The sequence below is a fragment of the Natrinema sp. LJW11 genome, assembly GCF_056135975.1.
Window position 1 is genome coordinate 176,654 of sequence record NZ_JBWBDM010000005.1, and the last position, 22,951, is coordinate 199,604.

The window sequence follows — 22,951 nt, forward strand, 5'->3', positions numbered from 1 at the left end:
CTGTTTGGGTGCGTAAAACCGAGACGCCGTCCTTACTCCCCCTTCAGTTCCGCGAACGCCTGCTCGAGATCAGATATTGCCGGAATGATACTTTCCCAATCGAGCCAGATCACGTCGTCGGCGGATTCGGTGTAATCGTACCGGTTCGTGATCTCCTCCGGTGGGTCTTTGAGCTGAACGGGATATCCATGCCCGAGCGTCAGTTCGACTGCGTTCTCGCGTTCATACATGAAATTGAGGAGGTCGTACACATCGTCTTTATTATCGCTTTCATCGATGATGGTCCATCCCGTCGAATAGGTGAGGCACCCCTCCTCGGGGATGATGTAGTCCATCGGGAGCCCGTCATCGATCAGGTTTTCCGTACGGCCGCCCCAGCCTTCGACGGCGTGTGCTTGCTCTTCCCGTAACAGACGGGGGAACTCGTCGCCAGCGGCCCAGTATTTAAAGATGTTGTCGTGGAAATTCCGCTGTTCGTCCCAGACGCTCTGGAACATTTCGTCGTCGCTAATCGCTTCCGATGGGGAAATTTCCATCATCGCGCAATTGTTGCAGAACCTGGCGATGGCGTTATTGTGCATCGAGAGGACGTCGTTGTACTCCGATCCCTGCAGGTCTTCCCACGACGTCGGCTCCACGTGCTCCGTGTTGTATGCGATTCCCTGTGAATTGTTGAAGTAGAAGAGGCCGTAGTCATGTCCCTCGAGGAACGGCGCGTTCTTCCAGGACTCTTTCATGTTGTCGTAATTCGGGACCTCCCCGTAGTCCAGTTCAGCGAACAACTCTTCGTCGTAGAGGAGCGAATGCTGGGCGAACGCGGACGGGACCAGGTTAGTGAAATCGAACGCTCCTGGATTGTTCGATATGAGTTCCAGTATTTCGGTATCGTCAGCGGCCGACTGATGCGTGATTTGCTTTCCGTTTTCTTCGGCCCACTGATCCATCACTTGTCGTTCGGCTTCCTGAGTGACCCCGCCGCGACTGATGTAGGTAAGCGTGTTTTCGCCGCCGCCACCGAGACAGCCCGTGACTGCCATCCCGCTGACGACTGCGCCCGATTGTAGTACTCGTCGCCGTGATACTGGTCGTTGCTGGTTAGCGTGTACCATAGTCAGCCTAGTTTTCAGGACCGGGTATAAATGTTATGGCGCATACCAATAGAATTCATGAGAGACGCGGCTGCCGGCGTCAGTAATCGGTGTGCAAGCGATTTCGCGGGAGCGTAACGCCGGGCCGCCGGGCCGATTCCCCGTCCCGGTGTCGTCCGCACGGACGACGGGGGACCTCACTCTATCGAGTCAGGACTTCAGTTCCGTGAGAACTTCGTTCCAGTACTCGCTTCCGTCGAAGGCCAACTGGATTCGGTCCGCGATGCCGCCGTACTTGTCGAGGATTTCGTCCGCGAGCTCGTCCGGTGGGGCCTCGATCGCGAACGCGTCGACCATGTCGTCAGTAACGAGTTCGGTCATTTCCTCCCACTGGCCGTCTTTCGAGAGCTCGTGGAGTTCCATTCCGACATTTTTCCAGCCGTGGATCTCCAAGACATCGTGGTACGTCCTGGTCGACCCGTAAAACGCGATCCGTTGTTTCGCCTCCCGTCTCATCGCTTCCCGTTCGTCTTCGGTTTCGCCGGTAATCAGGAAGGGGCTCGCGGACAGCGTTACGTCATCGGGGTCGCGGTCGCCGATTTCGGCGCCCGTCTCGATCAGCGGCTTGATGACTTCCTCGGTGTACTTCGGCGTGTTGAACGCGTGCATGCAGAGCCCGTCGGCGACGTCGCCCGCCATCTTGAGCATGTACTCGTTTACTCCCGCCACCCAGATATCCGGCGGTCCCGACTCGAGGGGGCCGGGATTGAATTCCTCGGTCATCAGCGAGAACTGATAGAATTCGCCATCGAAATCGAGCTCGTCTTCGTTACCCTGGAAGACGTCGAAAATGTGGCGAAGTGCGAGGACTTCTTCACGGAGCCGCGGTCCCGGTTTTTCCCAGTCGAAATCGACCGAAAACCGCCGTTCGTTGTGTCCTTTGACCTGGGTTCCGAGGCCGAGTATCATTTGCCCGTCGGAGAACCGCTGTAGATCCCAGGCCATGTACGCCATCACCATCGGTGATCGCGTAAACGCGGTCGCGATCCGCGTTCCAATATTTACGTTCTCAGTTCTCTCGGCTACGAGCGGGAGCGGAAGGAAAGGGTCTTCGTCAGTTTCGGGCGTAAAAACCCCGTCGAAGCCGAAGTCTTCGGCTTGGCTGGCCAACTCCGCTGATTCCGCCGATAACCCCTTGACACTCGTGTCAATTTTGATGTCAGTCATTTCCGACTGATGTGACTACCGACACACAGTTAATAGTACCGCTGTCAGCGACTGAGCCCGCTTCGGGACGTGAAGCGGCCGGGAAATCGTAGCGGGTTCGTATTCTCGCATCGGCTCGACGATCCGAGTCGTGTCCGTCACGACGCGTAATCGACGACGGAAACACTTTGCTGTCGGGAGTTCCGGCCCGCGTCTTCCTCGTCGTTACGATTTATGCCGCGTGGACGGACCGTCTCACCGGTTGAACGGCGCAACGGCCTCCATGGTCGATTCGATCGCATCGTCTTCTGCCGGACCGAGCCAGCCGATTCGAACGGCGTCGCACCCGCGGACAGCGGCGAAATCGTCGATGACTGCGTTTACCTCTTCGGGCGTCCCGCAAGCGACGAGTCCGTCGAGAACGTCCGCATCGATGGCCTCCATGGCCGCCTCGCGATCACCATCGAACCAGCGGCTCCGTACCTCTTCGACCATCTCCTGATATCCCTGCTCCGCGATCGACCGACGATAGAACGGTCCGTAGACGGATATCATGAACGCGACGTGTCGTCGACCGAGAGCTCGTGCCCGATCACCGTCCTCGAGCGCACACGCGCGGAGTAGAATCGAGGTACGCAGCGATTCGGGATCCCGATCGGCCATCTCTGCGCCTCGACGGAGGTCCTCCATCCGCCGTTCGAGTCCGTCCGGCGTAAACAGCTGCGGAACCCACCCGTCCGCGAACCGCCCCGCGAGTTCCACGCCTTTCGGGCCGAGCGCGGCGACGTCGATCGGTATCTCTATCGGAGTGGGTAGCTCGAGGGACATGCCATCGAGTTCGAATATCTCGCCGTCGTAGTCGACGCTCTCACCGGCAGTCGCCGTGTCGACGATTTCGATCGTTTCCCGTAGCCTCCGTAACGGCCGGTCGAAATCGAGCCCGTGCCACCCCTCGACGATGGCCGGCGAGCTGGTTCCGAGCCCCAGCCGAAACCGACCGTCTGCGTGCGTCTGTACCGATCCAGCGGCCTGTGCGATCTGGCTCGGCGATCTGGAGTACGGTCCGATCACCTCGTCGGAAATGCGGATGTCGTCGGTTCGGTCGGCGAGTATCGTAAGCAGGGCGATGCTATCCCATCCCGTTACCTCCCCGAAACTCAGGGTTTCGAAGCCGAGTGTTTCGGCCCGCTGAGCGACGGCGGCCAACTCGTCTAGCGTGTCGTGGCGCCCGGGCGACAGTGTCAGGTCGACTTCGACGCTGTTTGACATGGTCGCTGTAACGAGACAGTCTCCATTAAATATTTGTGCTGGTGTGGGTCTGGCACGCCCGAATCGCCGATGTCGAGCGCGTGAGTTCTCACTCGCCGTCGTTGATCACACGGAGTGCCTGCCTGGCGAGTTCGGGAACGCGGTGCTCCATCATCGGATAGTGCTCGTCGTCGGCGTTTCCCTCTATGTGACGCCGGAAGAACATCTCACCGATCGCGCCGAGTTTGTAGTACGCGAGCGCGCGATAGAACCGGTCGTTCTCGAAACTGAATCCGGTCGCCGACTCGTATCGTTCGACGAGTGTCTCTCGGGTCTGGTACCCGTCCTGAAGGAGGTAGGCGGCATCGCCGGCGGTGCCGACGGTGGTCGTTTCATCGCCCTGATCGGGCCAGTACGAGAGCAACCAACCGAGATCCGTGAACGGATCACCGAGCGTCGACATCTCCCAGTCCAAGACCGCCGTGATCGTCGGGGGCAGTTCCGGACCGAACATCACGTTATCCAGTTTGTAGTCACCGTGTACGAGCGTCTGCGGTGAATTCGACGGGACGTGATCCTGAAGCCAATCGGTCACTTCGCGTACTTCGGGGATAGACCGCTCCTCGGAGGTGACCTCGAACGCCCAATCGTACTGTTGCTGCCATCGGTCGACTTGTCGTTGCGTAAAGCCGTCGGGATGGCCGAACTCGTCGAGACCGATGGCTTCGTAATCGACGGTGTGGATAGACGCCAGCGTATCGACTAGTTCAGTTCCTACCTGCTGTCGATACTCCGGTCGTCCGAATCGATCGGGTTCGTCGTCCCGAATTACGGTCCCCTCCATCCGCTCCATCACGTAGAACTCAGAGCCGATAACGTCCCCGTCCTCGCTGACTACCACCGTCGTCGGAACCGGTACGTCCGTCCCCTGGAGCGCCTCGAGAACCGTGTACTCGCGAATTACGTCGTGTGCGGTGTCGGCGGTTTCGCCCGGGGGTGGACGACGAATTACGAGATTCCGATCACCCCACGTAACGAACAACGTTTCGTTGGAATGGCCGCCCGGATGTCGATCGACGTCGAATCGGTCCGTCGGACCGAGGTGCTCTTCGAAAAACGCCTCGAGCGCGTCCAGATCGACGAGTCGGTCGAAGTACGTCTGGTCGTTTTCACTCATGTATCGTTCTCTCCGATTCGTCCGTGGTATTGGTGGGCATGCCCTTAAATGTGTAGTCGTCGGCCACACGGCGTCTCGAAGCTAGCCCCCTCGAGAGGACCGACTGCGGCGGTACGGAACGATCAGTCCCGCGGTTTCGGACGGACCGAGACCACCATCGAGGGGATCGAACGTCCGCTCGAGATGTCATTTGAGCTCCCCTTTCAGCACTTTTCCCGTCGGATTTCGCGGAAGTGCCGTTCGGAACTCGACCTCGCGCGGTTTTTTGTAACTCGCGATCCGCTCCTCGACGTACGAGACGATCTCCCCCTCGTCGAGATCGGACGCCACCTCGTGTGGAACGACGGCGGCTTTGACGCGTTCACCCCACGTTTCGTCCGGAACCCCGACGACTGCCACTTCGTCCACCGCCGGGTGTTCGTGCAATACCTCTTCGATTTCCGCTGGATGAATGTTTTCGCCGCCGGAAACGATCATATCGTCGGCACGGCCGACGAAGTACACGAACCCCTCTTCGTCCCGCCGGATGAGGTCGTCGGAAATGAACCAGCCGTCCTCGTCGAAGACTTCGGCCGTCTTCTCGGGCATACCGTGATAGCCCGCAAACACTGACGGGCCCTTGTATCCCGCGCGCCCGATCTCACCGCGCGGGACGCGGTTCCCGTCCGAATCGACGACTTTCATTTCGAGGTTGAGGGCGGGTCGTCCCACGCTCTCCGCCTTGTCGATCGTCCGATCCGGCGGAAGGCGCGTCGACAGCGCTTCCGTCTGTCCGAAGCTCTCGACGAGGTCCGTCTCGAACGTCTCAATGATCTCGCGTTTGAGGTCCGCGCCCGACGGCGCCGCTCCGGTTCCGTAGCTCTCGAAACTCGAGAAATCGTACTCTTCGAGGTTCTCGACCGCGAGCAGTTGGCGACTCTGCGTCGGGACGAAATACGACGAGTTGACCGATTCCGCTTCGATGTACTCGAGAACTGGTTCCGGGTCGAATCCATCGACGACGATGGTCGTTCCGCCGGCGTAGAAATTCGTTATAAACGGAACGAAAGCGCCGACGTGAAACAGCGGGGTTACGATCATGTGACGGTTCCCCGGCTCGATGTGGTCCCCCTCGTAGGCACCGTCGGCCGCGAGCGTGATCAGATTGTCGTGCGTGAAGAGACATCCCTTCGGCGTTCCGGTCGTTCCGCTCGTGTACATCAGGGCCGCGTCGCCGGCCCGTGCGGGAACGATATCGACCGGCGCTTCCGACGCGTTCCTCACGACCGTCTCGTAATCGGTGGCGAACGGCGGCGTTTCTTCGCCGACGTACAGGACGGTCTCGACGGGGACGTCGGGATGGTCGTGAATATCGGCGATCGTGTCGGCACCGAACTCGTCCACGATCGCGATTCGGGGGCCGCTATCCTCGAGCACGTATATCACCTCCTCGCCTTTGAACCGGTGGTTGACCGGGACCGGAAGCGCGCCGAGTTTCATCACGGCGAGGAAAACCTCGAGCGTCTCGACGTTGTTCTTCATATACAGCGCGACGGTGTCTCCCTCGCCGACGCCGCGTTCCCGTAAGCCGTTCGCGATTCGGTTCGTTCGGTCGTCGAATTCCGCGAACGTGTATTCCGTTACGCGTCCGTTTTCCGTCCGGTGAATCGCCGCTTCTCGATCGGGGTACTTCCGCGCGTTTCGTTCGGCCAGATAGCCAACCGTAAGCCCGTTCATGCGTTCACACACCACATATGCTGGGATAATAGTTACGCGTTCCCGTTTCCGATTACACTCACGTTTCACACCACTTTCCGAGGAGTCCGACGAAGAGTCGGGACGACCAACGCGAGTTTCGCTTCGGAAATTTCGACCCCTGTCGAAGCGGCAGTCGGACGCTTTCGGGAATTCAGTCTGCGCGCGCCCGTCGCGGTGCGAGATGACGAGCGAAATTTCCGTTTCCGATCGGGTGTTCTCTTTCGGTATGGTTGCGGTCGCTCCACCTACAGTACAACGTTCTTACAAAAATACCGAGATAATACGTATTTTATTCGAGTATTTCCGCTGACTCCCCGTAATCGATAACTATTTATAATGGTGGTCGGATGGCTCGTATGTCGACTATGACTGAAAGAGTTCACCGACGGTCGTTTCTCGCCGCAGCCAGCGGAGCCGGAATTCTCGGGCTCTCCGGGTGCTTGGGCGGCGGTAGCGGATCGGACGACGGAAGCGTAGTATGGACGACGATGGCTTCCGAGAGCGCTTCGTACGCTTCCGTTCAGGGAGTTACGTCCCTCGTTAACGAAAATACCGATCAAGTCCAGTTGGAAGCGAAGCCCAGCAAGGGGTCGGGCGCGAACATCGGCCGACTCCAGCGTGGCGAAGCCGACATCGCGTACACCCAGAGTTTCGACGCGGTTCGAGTCACGGAGCGGATGGGCCCGTATTCGGAGGTCTCGTTCGAAATGAACGAAATCATTCACTGGATGTCATCCCCGTTCCTCTTCGTGACGAGACACGACTGGGACTCGATCACCGACATTCAGTCGGATACTCGCGTCTCTCCCGCCGAGGAGGGCGCCGGGACGAGAGACATGCTCGAGATGGCCTTGGACTACGCCGTCGACGATTACGAGGCGGCGAGCATTCGGTTTACCCAACAGGCGGGCCCGTTCCAGGAAGGGACGCTCGACGTCGGCATCGTGCCGCTGATGAACGGTCAGGTCGAGGGGTCGTACGTTCAGGAGCAAAAGAGCAGCGTCGACTTGAGCGTCCTGCAGTGGCCGGAGAGCGCGCTCTCCGAGATGGAAGACGATCCGTTGATCACCCTCGCGGACGTCGATATGACGCAGTTCTCCGGATACGCGAACGTCCCTGCGGATACGTTGACCGTTCCGACTGCGAACTTTAACATGGTCGCGCGCAACGACATCGATCCAGATGCTATTTCCGAACTGCTGAATATCATGTACGAAAATCGAGATTCACTATCCGATTATCACAACATCCTCTCGTTCCACGGCAACATCGAACACTGGATACAGAACTCGTACGAAGCGGTCCCCTTCCATCCGGCCGCTGCCGATTTCTACGAAGAAATCGGCGCATGGGACATGGCCAAGGGCGGTCGTGCAGACGAATAGTCATCAATAATACACTATACCCATGGCCACAGCAAACCGATCACTGACCGCAATGTCGGCTCTCAGGGGCGTCGTATTTGTTACTGCGCTTTCGCTGACGGTATCGACGCTCTATTACGCATACGCGTTGCCAGTGAGTCGACTTCGATTTTCGAACGCCTTTCTCGGGATCGGCCTGTTTCTGTTCTACTTGCTCGAGGTCAAGGACGTCTACGAGGACGACAGCGAAACCGAAGCAGCTGTTCCCGGCGTCGAGGAGCAAGCCTCGATGGCAAGTAGTCCCGTCGAAGACGGCGGTCGGCTATTCGGACTGGTCGACGTGAACGATTCCGTCTGGGGTCGAACGGTTCGTCCCGCGATATCACGTATCAATCCGGGTGTCTGCCTGCTACTGGCAGTTACCTCGGTAGCCGTCACCGCGTACGTCGAACTCAATTTCGACCGTCTGTTGAGCGAAGCCCCGATCATGGGATGGAACCAGACGGACCTCCTCATCGGACTCGTCATCATCTTCCTCGCCGTCGACGCTACGTATCGCGCATACGGTAAAGCTATCGCGGGCGTCGTTCTGGCATCGATACTGTACGCGACGACGATGGTCGGACCACTGCTTCCGGGCGTATTCGGACACAGTGGGATGGGGTGGGAACAGATCAGCCGAAACGGCGCGATCGGACTCTCCGGCGTCTACGGATTCATCCTTACGGTCGGCTCGACCTGGGTCGCCATTTTCATCATGTTCGCCGGGATCGCGAAAGTGTTCGGACTGATGGACTTCATCATCGAGATTTCCCAAGAGACCCAGAAATCGCTCAAAAGCGGTGTGGTGCACATCGCCGTCATCGGAAGCATGGTGATGGGATCGATCACCGGCAGTGCCGCAGCGAACACCGCGACGACGGGGAGTTTCACGATCCCGATGATGAAAGAACAGGGGATCAGAAGCGATTTCGCTGCCGCTATCGAAAGCGTCGCGTCGACCGGCGGCCAGATGCTCCCCCCGGTGATGGGCGTTGCAGCGTTTCTCATGGCCGACATGCTCGGCATATCGTACCTCCGCGTGATCCAAGCGGGTATCATTCCCGCTGCGCTGTTTTACTTCAGCGTCTTCGCCGCCGTGCATCTGTTGTTGCGCAAACACGGCTGGACGGTCTCCAGTACGGGTTCCTTCGATACGAGCATGCTCCTGTCCGGTCTTCACTTCGTCGTGCCCCTCGGTGTACTTGTGTACACGCTCGCGGTCATGCGTCTCACACCGCTCGGCGCGGGGCTGTATTCCACCGTGGCGTTGATCGCTACCATGTACGTGAAAAACCTCGCAACTGAGGGGCTTTCCCCCGCCGTTTTGGTCGATACCACGAAACAGACCATACGGGGATTCAAACAGGGCGGTGTCGAAGTCGCACCGCTAGTCGGCGTGTTAGCGTCTCTCGGGATCGTCCTCACGCTGCTAACACAGACGGGACTCACTCAAAAGATCAGCGCCCAGATGGTCAGCCTGGCCGGTGGGATATTCGTCTTCCTCCTATTGATCGCCGCAGTTACCAGTATCCTGTTTGGATTAGGTATGCCGACGCCGGCCGCCTATATCCTGGTCGTTATTCTCATCGCGCCGGCGATGATCGGGTTCGGCGTGAAGGAAATCACGGCACACATGTTCGTATTCTACTTCGCGATGCTGTCGGCGATAACCCCGCCCGTGGCGATTGCGGTCGCGATCGGCTCGAAGATCGCGGACGCAAACTTCCTCGTGGCGAGCAAACAGGCACTTCGTATCGGTGCCCCCGGGTTCGTTATCCCCTTCGCGTTTATAACGAACGACAGCATCCTGTACTGGTCGTTTCCGGCGACGCCACTCGCGCTGTGTTTCCTCTTCGTGAGCATCACGGCACTCACCGTCGCGACGACCGGATTCAACGGTCGAAACAAGATCTCGCTGCCACATCGCGCGGTCTATCTGGGGCTCTCGGCGGCCGGAATGTGGGGTCCGACGCTGCTTCAGGCTGCCGTGGTCGTTGCTATCCTCGGATTGTTGGCGTATGAGAACCAGGACCCCGGACTCATCCGGCCGGAGTCGAAACCGAGCGATTGACACGGGTCTTCCAGATGTAGTTGCCACTGGAACGATTTACACACTGATCGCAACGCAATCGAGCGATCAGATCTGCAATGACGTTCAGTGGCCCCTATAGTTGCCGGAGGACGTCGGGACGGTCTTCCCTTCAGGTTCGGCTGTAGTACCGAACGCCGTCCTCGACGGTGCGCTGTATCTGGCCGTGGTGTTCGAGATATCCGACGAGGCCGACGGTTTCCGCGAAGATTCGGCTGATCTCCCGTTTCGTTCCCGCTCTCTCGGCGGCGATCTGAAAGGCCGTGGTCCGGCCAGTTTCGATCCGTTCGAGGCATTGCTCGCATTTGTTCTCGAGGTCCGTTATCGATCGGTCGAGACAGTCCTGATACTGGTCGTGTACCGGGCCATGTCCCGGATATACTCGGCTGAAGTCGTAGGTTTTGAGCCGGTCTAGCGAAGAACGGAACTGCCGCACGCTGTCCCTAACGCCGTCGTCGAAGTTAACGAGTAGGGACGGTGCGCGAAACGGTCGTATCGCCATGTCCCCGGAGAAGATCACTCGGTCGCCGTCGAGCGTCATCCCGAAACAGACGTGACTGATGTGATGGCCCGGAGCAGAGATCGGTTCCAATTCGCGTCTCCCGACGGTGAGAGGCACGTCGTCGACCCATACGTCCACTGCTTCTTCGGGAAGAGATTCGCGAACGACCCGATGGGCGACGAGCAATCGTTCGCTGGCGGACTCCAGACGACGAGGTTCGAGGCCACTCTCGAGGAGGTTTGCCCGCGTTCGCTCGGTGACCGTTTCCATGTCTCGTTCGTATCGTTCTCGCATTCGTTTCGGCGCGTAGATCATCGGCGATCCCGCTTCGTGGAGCGTCCGCGCCTGGCCGACGTGATCCGTATGGCCGTGCGTGAGCACGACGTGCTCGATGTCAGCCGGTTCGTAACCGTGGGCAGCTAGTTCCGTACGTAATTCCTCCGAACCGCGTTCGCCTGGCGTCCCCGCGTCGATTAGAATCGGCTCGTCGTCGGCTATCAAATACGCCGCTGCGTGGCCGGGTCGCCAGTCGACGGAAAACTCCAGTCGGTGTATCTCCGCATCGCGGTCCGAAACGACAGTCCGATCAGCGTCGTTCATACGTCCAGTATGGAAACCTCGGTAGATAAATTTCTATTGGAGGGAAATGCGCCCGGTAAAACGACCTCGAAGAACGGATCGCCGGGGTAGTCATCGCTCTCGAGGTCGGTTGCCGACGACCCGGTATCGATCGGGTATGGACCGCGACAGAATCCTCGCATGTGAGATGTTAATCCACCCCATCTCCCAGAGTCCATAACACACTTAGGGTGTTATCTGATCGTCAACGCACGTCAGGTGGAATGCGAAACCAAGGTGCAGACTTTATTGTGACTTCTTCGCATCCGTAGGCAGCCGTATCGTTGATAAGGATCCCATCGCTGGCGGTTCGTATTCAGCCGCGGTACTGTTCCAGTCGGTCCCCGGAGTCGGACTGTCGTTCCCCTCGAAAAGGGGAATCGTTATTATGGTCGACAAACACTCACAAATTGCGATGGAATTAGGTATCAACGATAAAACCGCGGTTGTTACCGGCGGTGCCGGACGAATCGGAGGCGCAGATTGCCGAACGCTCGCGGAAGAAGGCGCGAACGTCGTCGTCCTCGACGTCGACGAGGACGGCGCCTCCGAAGTCGCCGAGGAGGTAAACGAAACCGCAGGCGGAGGAGACGCGCTCCCGCTGCTTTGTGACTTGACCGACAGGGAAGACGTGCGGGAGTCGATGGACGACGTTCGAGACGAGTTCGGCGGCGTCGACATTCTCGTCAACAACGCTGCGATGGTAGACGCTCGCAACCGCATCGCCGACTTCGACGACGAGACCTGGGACCGGGACGTCGAAATCAACCTGACCGGAACGTACAACATCAGTAAAGAAGTCTTCCCGAAGATGTGTGACCGCGGTTGGGGTCGCGTCATCAACATGTCGTCGATGGCCGGCTGGTACGGCGGATTCGGCCAGTTCTCGTACTCGGCGACGAAAGCGGCGATGCTCGGTGTCGGAAAGACGATGGCGCTCGAAGGCGCACAGTCCGGAGTCACGTCGAACGTCATCGCTCCGAACATCGTCGTCGATCAGTGGTCCGAGATGACGCCGGACGAACTCCGCGAAAACGTCGACGAGTACTTCGCTCGAATCGCGGAGGCGACACCGATGCGACGCCTCGGTAGCGAGGACGACGTTGCGAACATGATCGCTTATCTCAGTTCGGAACACGCGTCGTACGTGACCGGACAGGTCATCGGCGTGACCGGCGGCATCGATCTCTTCTCGTTCTAACGGAGCCTCCGCTTGTCCTTTCGGTTTCTTCTCGACGCGCGTGGCCGACTTACTTTCTGAAACGATCACGACGAGCCGTCGATGCGGCGCCACACGACGTTTCCCACCCGGTACCGAGCGGGCAACTACTCGGACATTCTCGGAGTCGAATGAGGAAGACGGGGGCGCTTCGCTACCGTCCTTCGAACTCGGGTTCGCGATCCTCGAGCCGCGCCGTAAACCCTTCCGTGTAGTCGTACGTGTCGTCGAGTTGTTTCCCGAGGGAATTTTCGTAAGCGAGTCCCTCGTCGAGCGGGGTTTCCAAGGCGGCGTTGAGCGCTTTTCGGGCCCGCTCCATCCCGAGTGGGGCGTTCTCAGCGAGATCGTCCGCGAGCTCGCGAGCACGGTCGTCGACGGCTTCCACATCGCATACCTCGTTCACCAGCCCGATTCGCTCGGCCTCTTCGGGGTCGATGAACTCCCCACTGAGGACCAGCTCTTTCGCTTTTGCCAGTCCGATCATGCGAGGGAGCCGCTGTGTTGCGCCCCCGTGCGGGAACGTACCGAGTTTTACCTCGATAACGCCGTACTGTGCATCTTCCGAGATGATCCGGAAGTCAGCGGGAAGGGACAGTTCGAACGCGCCGGCGGGCGCGGCTCGTTTGATCCCGACGACGGTCGGAACGCGGGCCGTCTCGATCGCATCGACGACGTCCCCGAGGAGATCCCCCTGGGAGCCGGTACTGCGTGATTCCCCTTGCTGGGCTTGTTCGCCCCGGTCACGCATCATTTCGAGATCCATTCCGGCACAGAACACCGGTCCGTTGCCGAGCAGCGTGATCGCGCGAACTCGCTCGTCCGAATCCGCTTCGGTAATCGCCTGCTTCAGGTCGGTTAGCACGGCCTCGTTCATCGCGTTGCGCTTCTCCGGCCGGTTCAGAACGATATCGGCGCGGTGGTCGTCGATCTCCACGAGTACGTTGCCGCTTCCTATCTCGCGCATGATCGACAATCGATATCCGTCCCCTTAGTTCCTATCACTGTGGAAGTCTCTTCGTCCCGGTTCGACGACTTCGGCTGGGCGTTCGGAAGTGACAGAGGAGGAATTTGACCGCTGTCGTAGACAAAGCTATTAATAGCTCGATGGATAACGTGGCACACGCCAATGAAAAACGCTGTCATTGTTGACGCAGTGCGAACGCCGTTCGGGAAGCGAGACGGGTCGTTCCGCGATACTCATCCACAGGACCTCGCTGCGGAGCCGCTCGAGGCGCTCCGAGAACGAAACGGATTCGAGCCGGAAACGATCGAAGACGTCATCTACGGCTGCGTGAGCCCGGTGGGCGAACAGGGCCTGAACGTGGGTCGACTCGCACCGATGGTCGCGGGCTGGGGCGATATTGTTCCGGGCGTCCAGCTCAACCGGATGTGTGGCTCCGGCCAGCAGGCGACTAACTTCGCGGCTGCAAACGTCATGGCCGACCAGCACGACGTCCTCATCGCGGGCGGCGTCGAGCACATGACTCGCGTTCCGATGGGATCCGACGCGAACGCGGACAGCCTCACGGACACGTACTTCGAGTATTTCGACGAACGGACGAATCAGGGCGAGGGTGCCGAACGCATCGCCGAAGAGTGGGACCTCTCCCGGACGGAACTCGACGAGATCGCCGTCGATTCCCAGCAGCGCTGGAAGCGGGCCTGGGACGAGGGACGCTTCGACGATCAGCTCGTCCCGGTCGAGACCGAACTCGACGGGGAGGAAGTCGTCGTGGAGCAAGACGAACATCCCCGACCGGGAACCGACCTCGAGACGCTTTCGAACCTGCCGCTCTCGTTCCGCGAGGAAGGGGACGGGTTCCACCATCCCGGGAACTCCTCCGGGATCGTCGATGGATCGTCCGCCTTGCTCATCGCGAGCGAGGAAGCCGCCGAGGAACACGGCTGGGACCCGATGGCCCGTATTCGGCAGACGGAAGTCGTCGGCGTCGACCCGGTGACGATGCTCAAGGGGCCGATTCCGGCGACCGAACAAGTCCTCGAGAAGGCGGATATGACCGTCGGGGACATCGACCTCTTCGAGGTCAACGAGGCGTTCGCATCCGTCGTCGGCGCCTGGCTCGAGGAGTCGGGCGCGTCCTGGGAGGACGTCAACGTCAACGGCGGCGCGATCGCTCACGGCCACCCGCTGGGCGCGACCGGCGCGATGTTGCTCACCAAGCTCGCCCACGAACTCGAGCGCACGGGCCAGGATACCGCGCTGTCGACGATGTGTATCGGCTTCGGCCAAGGCGTCGCAACTATCATCGAGCGGGTCTGAACTGCGTTCGGACGGCGACGTCGCTTTCCGTCTCTCCGTTGCGTGTCGGCGGTGTTCGTTCGGACTCCGCCATCAGCAGGCCAGTTACGTGACGGTGTCCCGCCGAGAGTATCGCGAACGTCGCGTATCCCCGTCGGTCTCCGCTTCAGGCGACCGCGACCGGCACGCGAATCGAGGTGACGCGGTGAACGCGGCTCAGTCGGTCAAACCGGTGGTCGTCGAGCGGAGTGCATCGGCCCCCTGCAGATGCGAGAGCAGCGTTTCATGCAGTGGACCGTTCGATCCGAGCAGTTCGTTTCGCGTGTCGAGGTCGACGTTTGACTCGTACCGGGTACCGTCGGCCGTCGTCACGGTCGCGCCCGCCGTTCGAGCGATGACCAGTCCCGCGTTGACATCCCAGGGATAGGTATCGTACTCCCAGACGGCGTCCGCGCTGCCGGCTGCGAGATAACAGAGATTCAGTGCGGCAGAGCCGAGCCGACGAACGCCTCGGGCTTCGTGATAACTGTGAGATAGGAACGTGCCGTCCGGATCGTATCCGGAGAGCAACATACACTCGTCGAGGGACGTTCGTTCGGTCGTGGTAAGGGGTTTGCCGTTGAGCGTCGCCTCCTCGCCGCTGATCGCGCTGAACATCTCGTCGGTCTCGGGCGCGTAGACGACCCCCATGACGGGGGTTTCGTTTTCGAGCAGCGCGATCGAGACGGAGTAGTTCGGATTCCCGTGCGCGAAATTACCGGTGCCGTCGAGGGGATCGACCGACCACGTGTACTCGCTCGAGCCGTCGCGTTGGACGTCCTCTTCGGATCGAATTCCGTGATCGGGGAATTCGCTCTCGAGGACCGTCGTGATGATGTTCTCGGACTTGTAGTCGGCCTCCGTGACGATGTCCGACTTGTCCGACTTGAACTCGATCGATTCGGTCTGTCCGTGAAGTTCCCGAAGTGCGGGCCCCGCCGCCCGGGCGGCATCCATCGCCGCTCGTTTCGCTCGCTCCAAGAGCGGTCGCTCGTCGTGAGTTCCGTCGGCTCGAGTTCCGATGTCACTGAAACCAGTGTCGTTCCGGTCCTCACGGACGCTCCACCCCAGTTTTTCGGAAACCGAGGTGAAGAAATCGTCGTCGTAGCTCGTATTGACGACGTGGGCTGCCGTTCCCGCCCCCTCGACCGTGACGACGTCCGCTTCCCCGAGTCTCGTCTGGGCGCGACCACCGTCGACGAGCAGGTTCGCCGGCCCTTCGGAAACGACTCGAAGGGTCGTCTCCGCATCGACGATGAGAGGCCGTACGCCGAGTCGGTGGGTGTGAAGCGGGACGAGCTGCAGCGACGTGTTGTTCTTCGGATAGTGGATCGGTCCGCCGGCCGATAACGAGACGCCGGTCGAGCCCGTCGGCGTCGATACTGCGATCCCGCTTCCTTCGTACTCGCCGATGAACTCGTCGTCAGCGTACACTTCGAGTCGCGTTATCTTTCGGTCGACGGGGTTCTCGGGCGGGACGTGTTCGATCATCACGTCGTTGATGCCCGTACAGTCGACGCCGTCCGCGGTGACCTGCAGTTGCTGTCGCTGATCGATCGTCGCCTTCCCGGAAACCGTTTCCGTGAGGGCGTCGGTGAGATCGTCCGGCGAGATGCTCGCGAGGAACGCGAGACTGCCGGCGTTGACCCCGAGAATCGGTATCTCTTTGGGACTGAACTGTCGGACTCCCTCGAGGTACGTCCCGTCACCGCCGAGCGTGACGCCGAGATATTCGGTGCCGGGCTCGTAGATCGGATCGATATCACTGCCGACATCGACCGCGTTGACAGAAACGCTTCGCGTTCGTCCCCACTCTTCGATAGTCGCGAGTTCCTCGTCGCTGTCGGGACTGACGAGGACGATGAGTTCTTCCGTGGTGGCGAGTCGTCTTCCAATCATAGTTACTCCACGCTATCGACCCGAGGCGAACAACGCGCGGCGCGCGCTAATCCGTGTGGGTAGATAGCAGTAATCACTCGAAGCACGTTATTTCTTATAAACGTTTGGAAACTCCATAAGAAAGTCTCAAAAATTTCTCTTTGTGTAAAACACACGGAAGAATTACGAAATGGCAATTTTCTCCCGGTCGTCTATCACCCACTGCTGCGACCGAACGGTGAGGAGATCGATCCGGTCACCGATCTCAATGCGAACGGCGACGGCCGCCTTCGCGTCCGGTTCCCGAAACACCGGCCGTTCAGTTCCGACTCCTTCGAGAAGAGACCAGCGTTCGATAGTCTCACGAGGAGGACTACTGAATTCTCTCACCACTCGTAGCGTGTTTCTCACAGAGCCGATTCGGTCGGTCTACTGCTGAGAGACGGTCGTCGTTTCAGATGGCGTTCAATCAGTGTTGGGCTCGTTGCCGATCAGGCAACTCAGTACTTTCAACTCTTCCGCTTCAGAGATTTGATCTGAGTTCATGCAGGCGTGAACGACCTTGTGAACGAGAGCGGGATCTTCAAAGACGGTATGCGATCGAGATTGCTCCTGTAGGCTTTCTTCGATCCGTTGGAGTCGGTTACGGATTTCAGTAATATCACTACCCGCTCCTCCCTCGAAAGGGTCATCTGACATGTTCTCGTTCTCCGACGGCTTTTCGGTTCCGAATATTCGCTCGACGAATTCGTGACGGTCATTCCACTCGAACCCGTCAACGTCGTTTATCCGTCGACAGATCGTCGCGCTGCTCACGTCAAACTGTTCGGCTATCTCCTTCTGCGTTTTTTCCGGTTTCTCGTAAATCGTCCGGAGGATCTCTCGTTGCTTTTCGGGTATCCGGTCCGGGTCGGTCACTGGTTCGATCTGTAACTCCTCTTGCGTCGCTAACTCATCGTCCGTCAATTTCTGCTCCGTTTTGGTGTTTGAGTCGTCCCCCGTCTCTCCCGGTGACTCGTCCGCCGGATCCTCCCCGACTCTCTCGGAGACCCGTGCTGGATCGCCGTACTCCTTCAGAACGTGCTTTACCAGATCCGGCGATGCCCCGTTTACTATTTTTGCGAGTTCCGTGATGGCCGTATCGGGTCGTTCTTCTGCAACATCCAGGATTTTCTTGTGTATAATCGCCCGTGGTATAGCTGATGATCCGTTCGCTGCCTCGCTTTGCGGTGGCCGTGTTGACTCACTCATATCTCTCCCTGTTGCCAGTGAATGGCACTCGTGGCGAACCAAAGCGGAGAACACTATTATAGATAACTGTCATACTTTTTCCTGTTTCTATTTAATATATCCGTATTATCGACCGAGATCTATGTTGTAGTTCTGTCTGGTCACTGCGAGTGAGGGACAGACCACTGAACGAAGGCGAAAGCGTGCCAGCAGGTCCTTCGCTACGACGCGTGGCTGGATCCCGCCGACGCGTTCGCCGACAGTCGCTGCCAACGATGGATCCCTCGAGGGCGATCATTCCGTCCGAATCTGACATCGAACGGCCCGGGCGGGTTCATTGGTCGGCTGGTACGATTCGTCCGTCCCGGCAGGATAGTCGTCCCTTTACCGTCCTCCGCTACCGATCGGAACCGACACCGATCACGAACCCGGCGTCGATGACACCGCAACCGACAGCGAACTGAGTTCGGTATCGGATTGCTTCCGGTGGACCACTCGCCGTTCGAATATACAGAACGGTTCCGGTCCAAGCGCATCCCCAGATTTCAGGTCCACGCATCGACCCTGATGCATCTATTCGACGAAAACGGACGGTAGTGAGGGTTCTCTGTTCCACTCCCGGTCGGTGAGCGGGTCCTCCAGAGTCGACGTCGCGACTCTACTATCGAGACTTTCGTTCCGTATATTCGAATAATGGGCCGTGAACGGTCTCTACGGGCTATTTTAAACCATTACACCGATATGATCGTAAATCTTCCCCCGTCGGATTACTCGTACGGATACTCCGGGGAGGGCGGTGGATATCGTCCCCATCCCACCTGATCTCCCGTCGTACGACCTCGTGAGCTTCAGCTATCCGCTCGCTGCGCCGCCTGACGAGTACGCCGACGGTTCCGTCCGCGGACCACCCGGACCGAGTCTCCCTGACAGTCGTGCGAACGCTCTCGCCGTTTCGCCCCGTGCGTTCTGTATACTCGAACGAAAGGTAGTACAGTACTCGAGCGGCGTGCGGTTATCCAGTGGCAGTACTCCTCACGCGAGCTGCGACGAGCGACCATACCGGCCTCGACGCGGCGAGGACTGGCGCTCGGCCGTACCGGGTCTCTGGAGTGCCAGCCGACGACGACGTTACCGGAATTGCGACACGACGCGGTGATGGCCGACCGGAAACGATGCTCGTCCGGATGCAGTCACAGTCACGTATCCCACCAATATATAGTGAAGTATAACGAACGCTCCGCCATGAGTGAGAGTGACCGAATCGCCATACTCGGCGGAACGTTCACACCGATTCACGACGGCCACCGCGCGCTCCTGCACAAGGCGTTCCAGATTGCGAGTCACGACGGCGCCGGTGAGGGACAGGTGATCGTCGCGGTGACGGCGACGGCGCTCGCAAAACGGACGCGCAGCGATCCCGCCCACGCCGAACTCCTCGGTCCCTTCGAGCAGCGACGCGACGTCATCGAGGCCGAGCTCGAGCAGTTGAGCGGTGCGTACACCGCCTCGTACGAAACCATCAAGCTCGAGGATCAACACGGGCCCGCAGCGACCCGTGAGGACATCGATGCGTTGATCGTCTCCCCCGAAGGGAAGGCCCAGCACCGCGCCCACGAACTAAACGAGCAGCGGGTCAGCGACGGGCTCGCGCCGCTCGAGATTCACACTGCGCCGTTCGTTACCGCCAACGACGGCGTTCGGATCAGCAGCACACGTATCCGAAACGGCGAGATAGACGCACATGGGCAGCTTCTCACCGAGACCGAGTGAGTCCGTCCATCGTGAACTCGATCTTTCGGGAATCAGCCCCGCTGCGGCGACGAACCGGATCTCGATCGGGGGTCTCGCAGGCCGCGTCATCCCGCCCCGTTCCTGTCGGCCGTGCGGACGACGCTAGTCTCGGAAAGAGACGCTCCGCGTTGCGGAGTTGGAGTCGTGACTCGTCACCCGTCGACGGCTCCGCTCGAGTGGAAGACGATTCCGCACGCCGCCTTGCCTCTCGAACCGATGCGTGGCCCTGACTGCGCGTTCGGCCACTGTTGTATCCACTCACCGATGACGGCGTTCTACCGTGGAGCACAACGAAATCCGTCGCTCGAACCCAATCGCGACGGGAACCGAAACGATGCCGTGATCGGCGTATCGGGGTCCGTTCAGCATCCGACGGTCGTGACATCACTGTTTCCGAGCCGTTCGTCACTGGATCGTTCAGACCGAGCGCGATTACGCAGTAGTCTTATATGAGATGCTGCCAAACTGGTGGCCGTGACGGAAAAATCACTTGCCGAAAAGTTCGACTTCACAGACGACGCTGTCGCCGTGACGGGCGGAGCGAGCGGAATCGGTCGGGCGGTTTGTGAGACGTTCGCAGCACAGGGTGCGAACGTCACTATCGCCGATGTCGATATCGAAGCCGCCGAAGAAACGGCCGAAACCATCGAATCGGAGCACGATACGCAGGCGTTGGCGATCGAGACGGACGTCTCATCGTACGACGAGGCCGCCGAGATGATCGAGACGACCGTCGACGAGTTCGGTTCGATCGACGTTCTCGTCAACAATGCGGGACTGAGTACGCGTGCATCCTCGTTCCTCGAGTCGACCCCTGACGACTGGGACCACTCGGTGGGCGTGACCTACTTCGGGACGATGAACTGTACGCACGCCGCGCTCTCGCACATGGTCGAGCAGGAAAGCGGCTGCATCATCAACTACGCCAGCGATTCGTACAAAGGAAACGATCCGTCCCTGCCCGTATACGGCGGCGCTAAAGCCGCCAACGTCGCGTTCACGATGAACGTCGCGAAGGAAGTCGGTGAACACGGGGTCCGTATGAACGTCGTCTCCCCGGGGACGACGGAGACGCCCGCGACCGAGGACTGGCTCGCGGAGTACGGGGACAAGGTCCTCGAGTCCTACGCGTTGAATCGCCTCGGTCAGCCCCAGGACATCGCCGATGCGGTCGCGTTCCTCGCGAGCGACGCTGCCGACTGGATCACTGCAGAGGTGCTCAGTGTCAACGGCGGGTACATCCGCGGATAGACCGGACGAACCGGCAGAACAGTCTCGATTCCGGCTGATCGATCGCGCGGCGTGAATCGGTTACCCGCGCGTTTCACTCTTGTCTCGGCGCCCCCACCAGACGGGCGCAGCTCGCCCGATGACAACATTGAATAGCTTACGACTGGTACCGTGTCCCATGGTTGAGTCCATCACTCACTGTAGTGCTGACGACGTCCGAAACGATTCGCGCGTCTGTCACTACGACGAGCTCTCCGAACCTGTCAAGGAACAGTTCCCCACCCTGTTGGAATCGAGCGACGACGCAGCGTCGTCGTCACTCGAGGCCGGTCTCGACGGCTGTGACTACGTGAAATACGTCGAATACTACGAGGTCGTTCGTGAGTAGTGGCCGGACTTCCCGTTCTCGGGACTGGGCTCGACGAACGGTCGAAATCCCCTACGTGCTCTCGTCAGTAACGGCCCCATCGGTTTCCTCGAGCGGGTCTCGGAGGATCTTCCCGGACGGGTTCCGCGGAAGCGAATCAAGGAACACGAACTCCCTCGGCTTCTTGTAGTCGGCGAGTCGGTCGCCGACGTACCCCCGTAGCTCCTCGGTCGAGAGCGAGTCGCCGGCGGCCGGGACGACGACTGCCCTGATCCGTTCACCCCACCGTTCGTCCGGGACACCGACGACGGCGGCTTCGTCGACGTCCGGGTGTTCGTGCAGCACCTCCTCGATTTCCGCCGGATGAACGTTCTCGCCGCCGGTGATTATCATGTCGTCGTTCCGTCCGACGAATTCGACGAACCCGTCCTCGTCTCGGGTCACCAGATCGCCCGAGACGAAGAAGCCCTCGTCGTCGAACGCGGCTTCGGTCCGGTCGGGCATATTGTGATACCCGTTGAACGCCGTCGGCCCGCGGTAACAGACCCGACCGGCTTCGCCGGGATCGACTTCCTCACCCGTCTCCGGATCGATCACCTTGCAGAGGACGTTGATGACCGGTTGCCCGACGCTGTCCGGGTGATCGAGCGCCTGACTCGACATCAACATCGTCGTCGTGGGGGACATTTCGGTCTGGCCGAAGGCCTCCCGTATCTCCGCGTCGAACGCGTCGATGATCTCTTCTTTGAGTTCCTTTCCCGACGGCGCGGCACCGATACCGAATCGGGTGAACGACGAGAGGTCGTAGGAATCGAAGTTCTCGACCGCGAGGAGCGCACGCGCCATCGTCGGTACGAAGAAGCCGTTCGTAATCGATTCGTTCTCCAGTACCTCGAGTACTCGTTCAGCGTCGAACCCGTCCATCAGAACCGTCGTGGCAGAGGCGTAATGGTTGTTGACGAACTTGCCGAACGCGGCGATGTGGAACAGGGGCGTGACGACGATTCCTCGGCCGTCCGGGTCGACTTGCTGTCCTTCGAAAGCCTTCTCGACGATGCCGTTGACGGTCATCTGAAGGATGTTGTCGTGCGTGAGCAGGCATCCCTTCGGCCTCCCAGTCGTTCCGGACGTGTACATGAGCATCGCCTCGTCGAGTCGCGACGGAACGACGTCGACCGGCGTGGCGGGCGCCTCCTCTCGAAAGTCGACGTAGCCGTCCGCATAATCGGGGCCGTCGTCGCCGACGAACAAGCGGTCGCTCGGTATCTCCGGGGCGTCGTGGACGTCGTCGATGATGTCGGCGGCCCGGTCGTCGAACAGGAGCAGTTGCGCGTCGGAATCGTCGAGGACGTATCGAACCTCGTCCGCCCGGAACCGGTGGTTCACCGGAACCGGCAGCGCGCCGATCCGCATGGCTCCGAGATACATCTCGATCGTTGCGATCGAGTTCGCAGTGTAGACGGCGACCGCGTCGTGCCGCTCGACCCCTCGTTTTCGGAGACCGTTCGCGACGCGGTTCACGCGGTCGTTGAGCGTCGCGTTCGTGATCGCGGATCGATCTCCAGCGATCGGTCGCAGTACGACTGACTCCGCCTCCGGGGACTTGTATGCGTTCCGCTCGGTGAGCCGACTGACGGTCATCCCTTGCATGGGATGAACAACCGCACATTTTCCCATAACGATTTCGGTGTTTCGCTCGAGGAAGCACTTCGGGTCGCCGGGAGGAACGCCGCGAGGGCACCGCATGACTCGAATTAGGTGTTCCCTCGCCTGAACGGCAGTTCACCACCGTCGCAGCGAGCGATCTAGACGACGTCCTTGGAGTGGAGTTCTCGGGCGGCGTCGGCGTTGCGAAACCGAGGAGTC

General features: G+C 59.8%; 17 protein-coding genes. 7 read left to right on the forward strand and 10 right to left on the reverse strand.

Going from position 1 to position 22,951, the window contains the following annotated elements; genetic code table 11:
• Positions 1 to 32 precede the first annotated feature (32 nt).
• The 5 genes from AC0QDI_RS15045 to AC0QDI_RS15065 form a co-directional block, all read right to left on the reverse strand.
• The gene (locus AC0QDI_RS15045; protein WP_474669541.1) at positions 33 to 1,109 is read right to left on the reverse strand and encodes an ABC transporter substrate-binding protein; all 1,077 of its coding nucleotides are present in this window, start codon (positions 1,107 to 1,109) and stop codon (positions 33 to 35) included.
• Between the two features lie 189 nt (positions 1,110 to 1,298).
• Positions 1,299 to 2,315: a TIGR03617 family F420-dependent LLM class oxidoreductase gene (locus tag AC0QDI_RS15050; protein ID WP_474669543.1), complete on the reverse strand. Its 1,017-nt coding sequence runs from the start codon at positions 2,313 to 2,315 to the stop codon at positions 1,299 to 1,301.
• 234 nt (positions 2,316 to 2,549) lie between these two features.
• Positions 2,550 to 3,563 carry a TIGR04024 family LLM class F420-dependent oxidoreductase gene (locus AC0QDI_RS15055; RefSeq protein ID WP_474669545.1) on the reverse strand — a complete coding sequence of 338 codons (1,014 nt, stop codon included), beginning with the start codon at positions 3,561 to 3,563 and terminating at the stop codon, positions 2,550 to 2,552.
• Between the two features lie 88 nt (positions 3,564 to 3,651).
• The gene (locus tag AC0QDI_RS15060; RefSeq protein ID WP_474669547.1) at positions 3,652 to 4,719 is read right to left on the reverse strand and encodes a phosphotransferase family protein; all 1,068 of its coding nucleotides are present in this window, start codon (positions 4,717 to 4,719) and stop codon (positions 3,652 to 3,654) included.
• Positions 4,720 to 4,905: 186 nt separating this feature from the next.
• Positions 4,906 to 6,435 (reverse strand): class I adenylate-forming enzyme family protein, encoded by a 1,530-nt coding sequence (locus AC0QDI_RS15065; protein ID WP_474669549.1) that lies wholly within the window; start codon positions 6,433 to 6,435, stop codon positions 4,906 to 4,908.
• A 509-nt stretch (positions 6,436 to 6,944) separates the two neighbouring features.
• Here AC0QDI_RS15065 and AC0QDI_RS15070 point away from each other — a divergent pair.
• Both AC0QDI_RS15070 and AC0QDI_RS15075 read left to right on the forward strand, forming a co-directional pair.
• A complete protein-coding gene (locus tag AC0QDI_RS15070) occupies positions 6,945 to 7,841 on the forward strand; it encodes a TAXI family TRAP transporter solute-binding subunit (RefSeq protein ID WP_474669551.1) in 897 nt (298 codons plus the stop codon).
• Positions 7,842 to 7,974: 133 nt separating this feature from the next.
• Positions 7,975 to 9,933: a TRAP transporter permease gene (locus tag AC0QDI_RS15075; RefSeq protein WP_474669553.1), complete on the forward strand. Its 1,959-nt coding sequence runs from the start codon at positions 7,975 to 7,977 to the stop codon at positions 9,931 to 9,933.
• Positions 9,934 to 10,063: 130 nt separating this feature from the next.
• On the opposite strand, the gene AC0QDI_RS15080 is transcribed toward AC0QDI_RS15075, so the two are convergent.
• Positions 10,064 to 11,053, reverse strand: a complete 990-nt coding sequence (locus AC0QDI_RS15080) for an MBL fold metallo-hydrolase (RefSeq protein ID WP_474669555.1) — start codon at positions 11,051 to 11,053, stop codon at positions 10,064 to 10,066.
• 433 nt (positions 11,054 to 11,486) lie between these two features.
• Here AC0QDI_RS15080 and AC0QDI_RS15085 point away from each other — a divergent pair, with 433 nt between their 5' ends.
• Entirely contained in the window at positions 11,487 to 12,272 is a 786-nt protein-coding gene (locus tag AC0QDI_RS15085) for an SDR family NAD(P)-dependent oxidoreductase (RefSeq protein ID WP_474669557.1), read from the forward strand.
• A 172-nt stretch (positions 12,273 to 12,444) separates the two neighbouring features.
• Here AC0QDI_RS15085 and AC0QDI_RS15090 read toward each other — a convergent pair whose 3' ends face one another.
• The gene (locus AC0QDI_RS15090) at positions 12,445 to 13,254 is read right to left on the reverse strand and encodes an enoyl-CoA hydratase/isomerase family protein (RefSeq protein WP_474669559.1); all 810 of its coding nucleotides are present in this window, start codon (positions 13,252 to 13,254) and stop codon (positions 12,445 to 12,447) included.
• A gap of 162 nt (positions 13,255 to 13,416) precedes the next feature.
• Between AC0QDI_RS15090 and AC0QDI_RS15095 the strand changes: the two genes are divergently transcribed.
• Positions 13,417 to 14,571 carry a thiolase family protein gene (locus AC0QDI_RS15095; protein WP_474669561.1) on the forward strand — a complete coding sequence of 385 codons (1,155 nt, stop codon included), beginning with the start codon at positions 13,417 to 13,419 and terminating at the stop codon, positions 14,569 to 14,571.
• A gap of 195 nt (positions 14,572 to 14,766) precedes the next feature.
• Here the strand turns inward: AC0QDI_RS15095 and AC0QDI_RS15100 are convergent, their stop codons facing one another.
• Positions 14,767 to 16,488 (reverse strand): inositol monophosphatase family protein, encoded by a 1,722-nt coding sequence (locus tag AC0QDI_RS15100; protein WP_474669563.1) that lies wholly within the window; start codon positions 16,486 to 16,488, stop codon positions 14,767 to 14,769.
• Between the two features lie 444 nt (positions 16,489 to 16,932).
• Positions 16,933 to 17,718, reverse strand: coding sequence for a winged helix-turn-helix transcriptional regulator (locus AC0QDI_RS15105; RefSeq protein ID WP_474669565.1), 786 nt, complete (start codon positions 17,716 to 17,718; stop codon positions 16,933 to 16,935).
• A gap of 1,221 nt (positions 17,719 to 18,939) precedes the next feature.
• Here AC0QDI_RS15105 and AC0QDI_RS15110 point away from each other — a divergent pair.
• From AC0QDI_RS15110 to AC0QDI_RS15120, 3 genes are all read left to right on the forward strand, one after another.
• Positions 18,940 to 19,467, forward strand: a complete 528-nt coding sequence (locus AC0QDI_RS15110) for a phosphopantetheine adenylyltransferase (RefSeq protein ID WP_474669567.1) — start codon at positions 18,940 to 18,942, stop codon at positions 19,465 to 19,467.
• A 495-nt stretch (positions 19,468 to 19,962) separates the two neighbouring features.
• Positions 19,963 to 20,739, forward strand: a complete 777-nt coding sequence (locus tag AC0QDI_RS15115; RefSeq protein ID WP_474669569.1) for an SDR family NAD(P)-dependent oxidoreductase — start codon at positions 19,963 to 19,965, stop codon at positions 20,737 to 20,739.
• A 157-nt stretch (positions 20,740 to 20,896) separates the two neighbouring features.
• Positions 20,897 to 21,106 carry a DUF7979 domain-containing protein gene (locus AC0QDI_RS15120; RefSeq protein WP_474669571.1) on the forward strand — a complete coding sequence of 70 codons (210 nt, stop codon included), beginning with the start codon at positions 20,897 to 20,899 and terminating at the stop codon, positions 21,104 to 21,106.
• A gap of 51 nt (positions 21,107 to 21,157) precedes the next feature.
• Here the strand turns inward: AC0QDI_RS15120 and AC0QDI_RS15125 are convergent, their stop codons facing one another.
• A complete protein-coding gene (locus tag AC0QDI_RS15125; protein ID WP_474669573.1) occupies positions 21,158 to 22,735 on the reverse strand; it encodes a class I adenylate-forming enzyme family protein in 1,578 nt (525 codons plus the stop codon).
• Positions 22,736 to 22,951 lie beyond the last annotated feature (216 nt).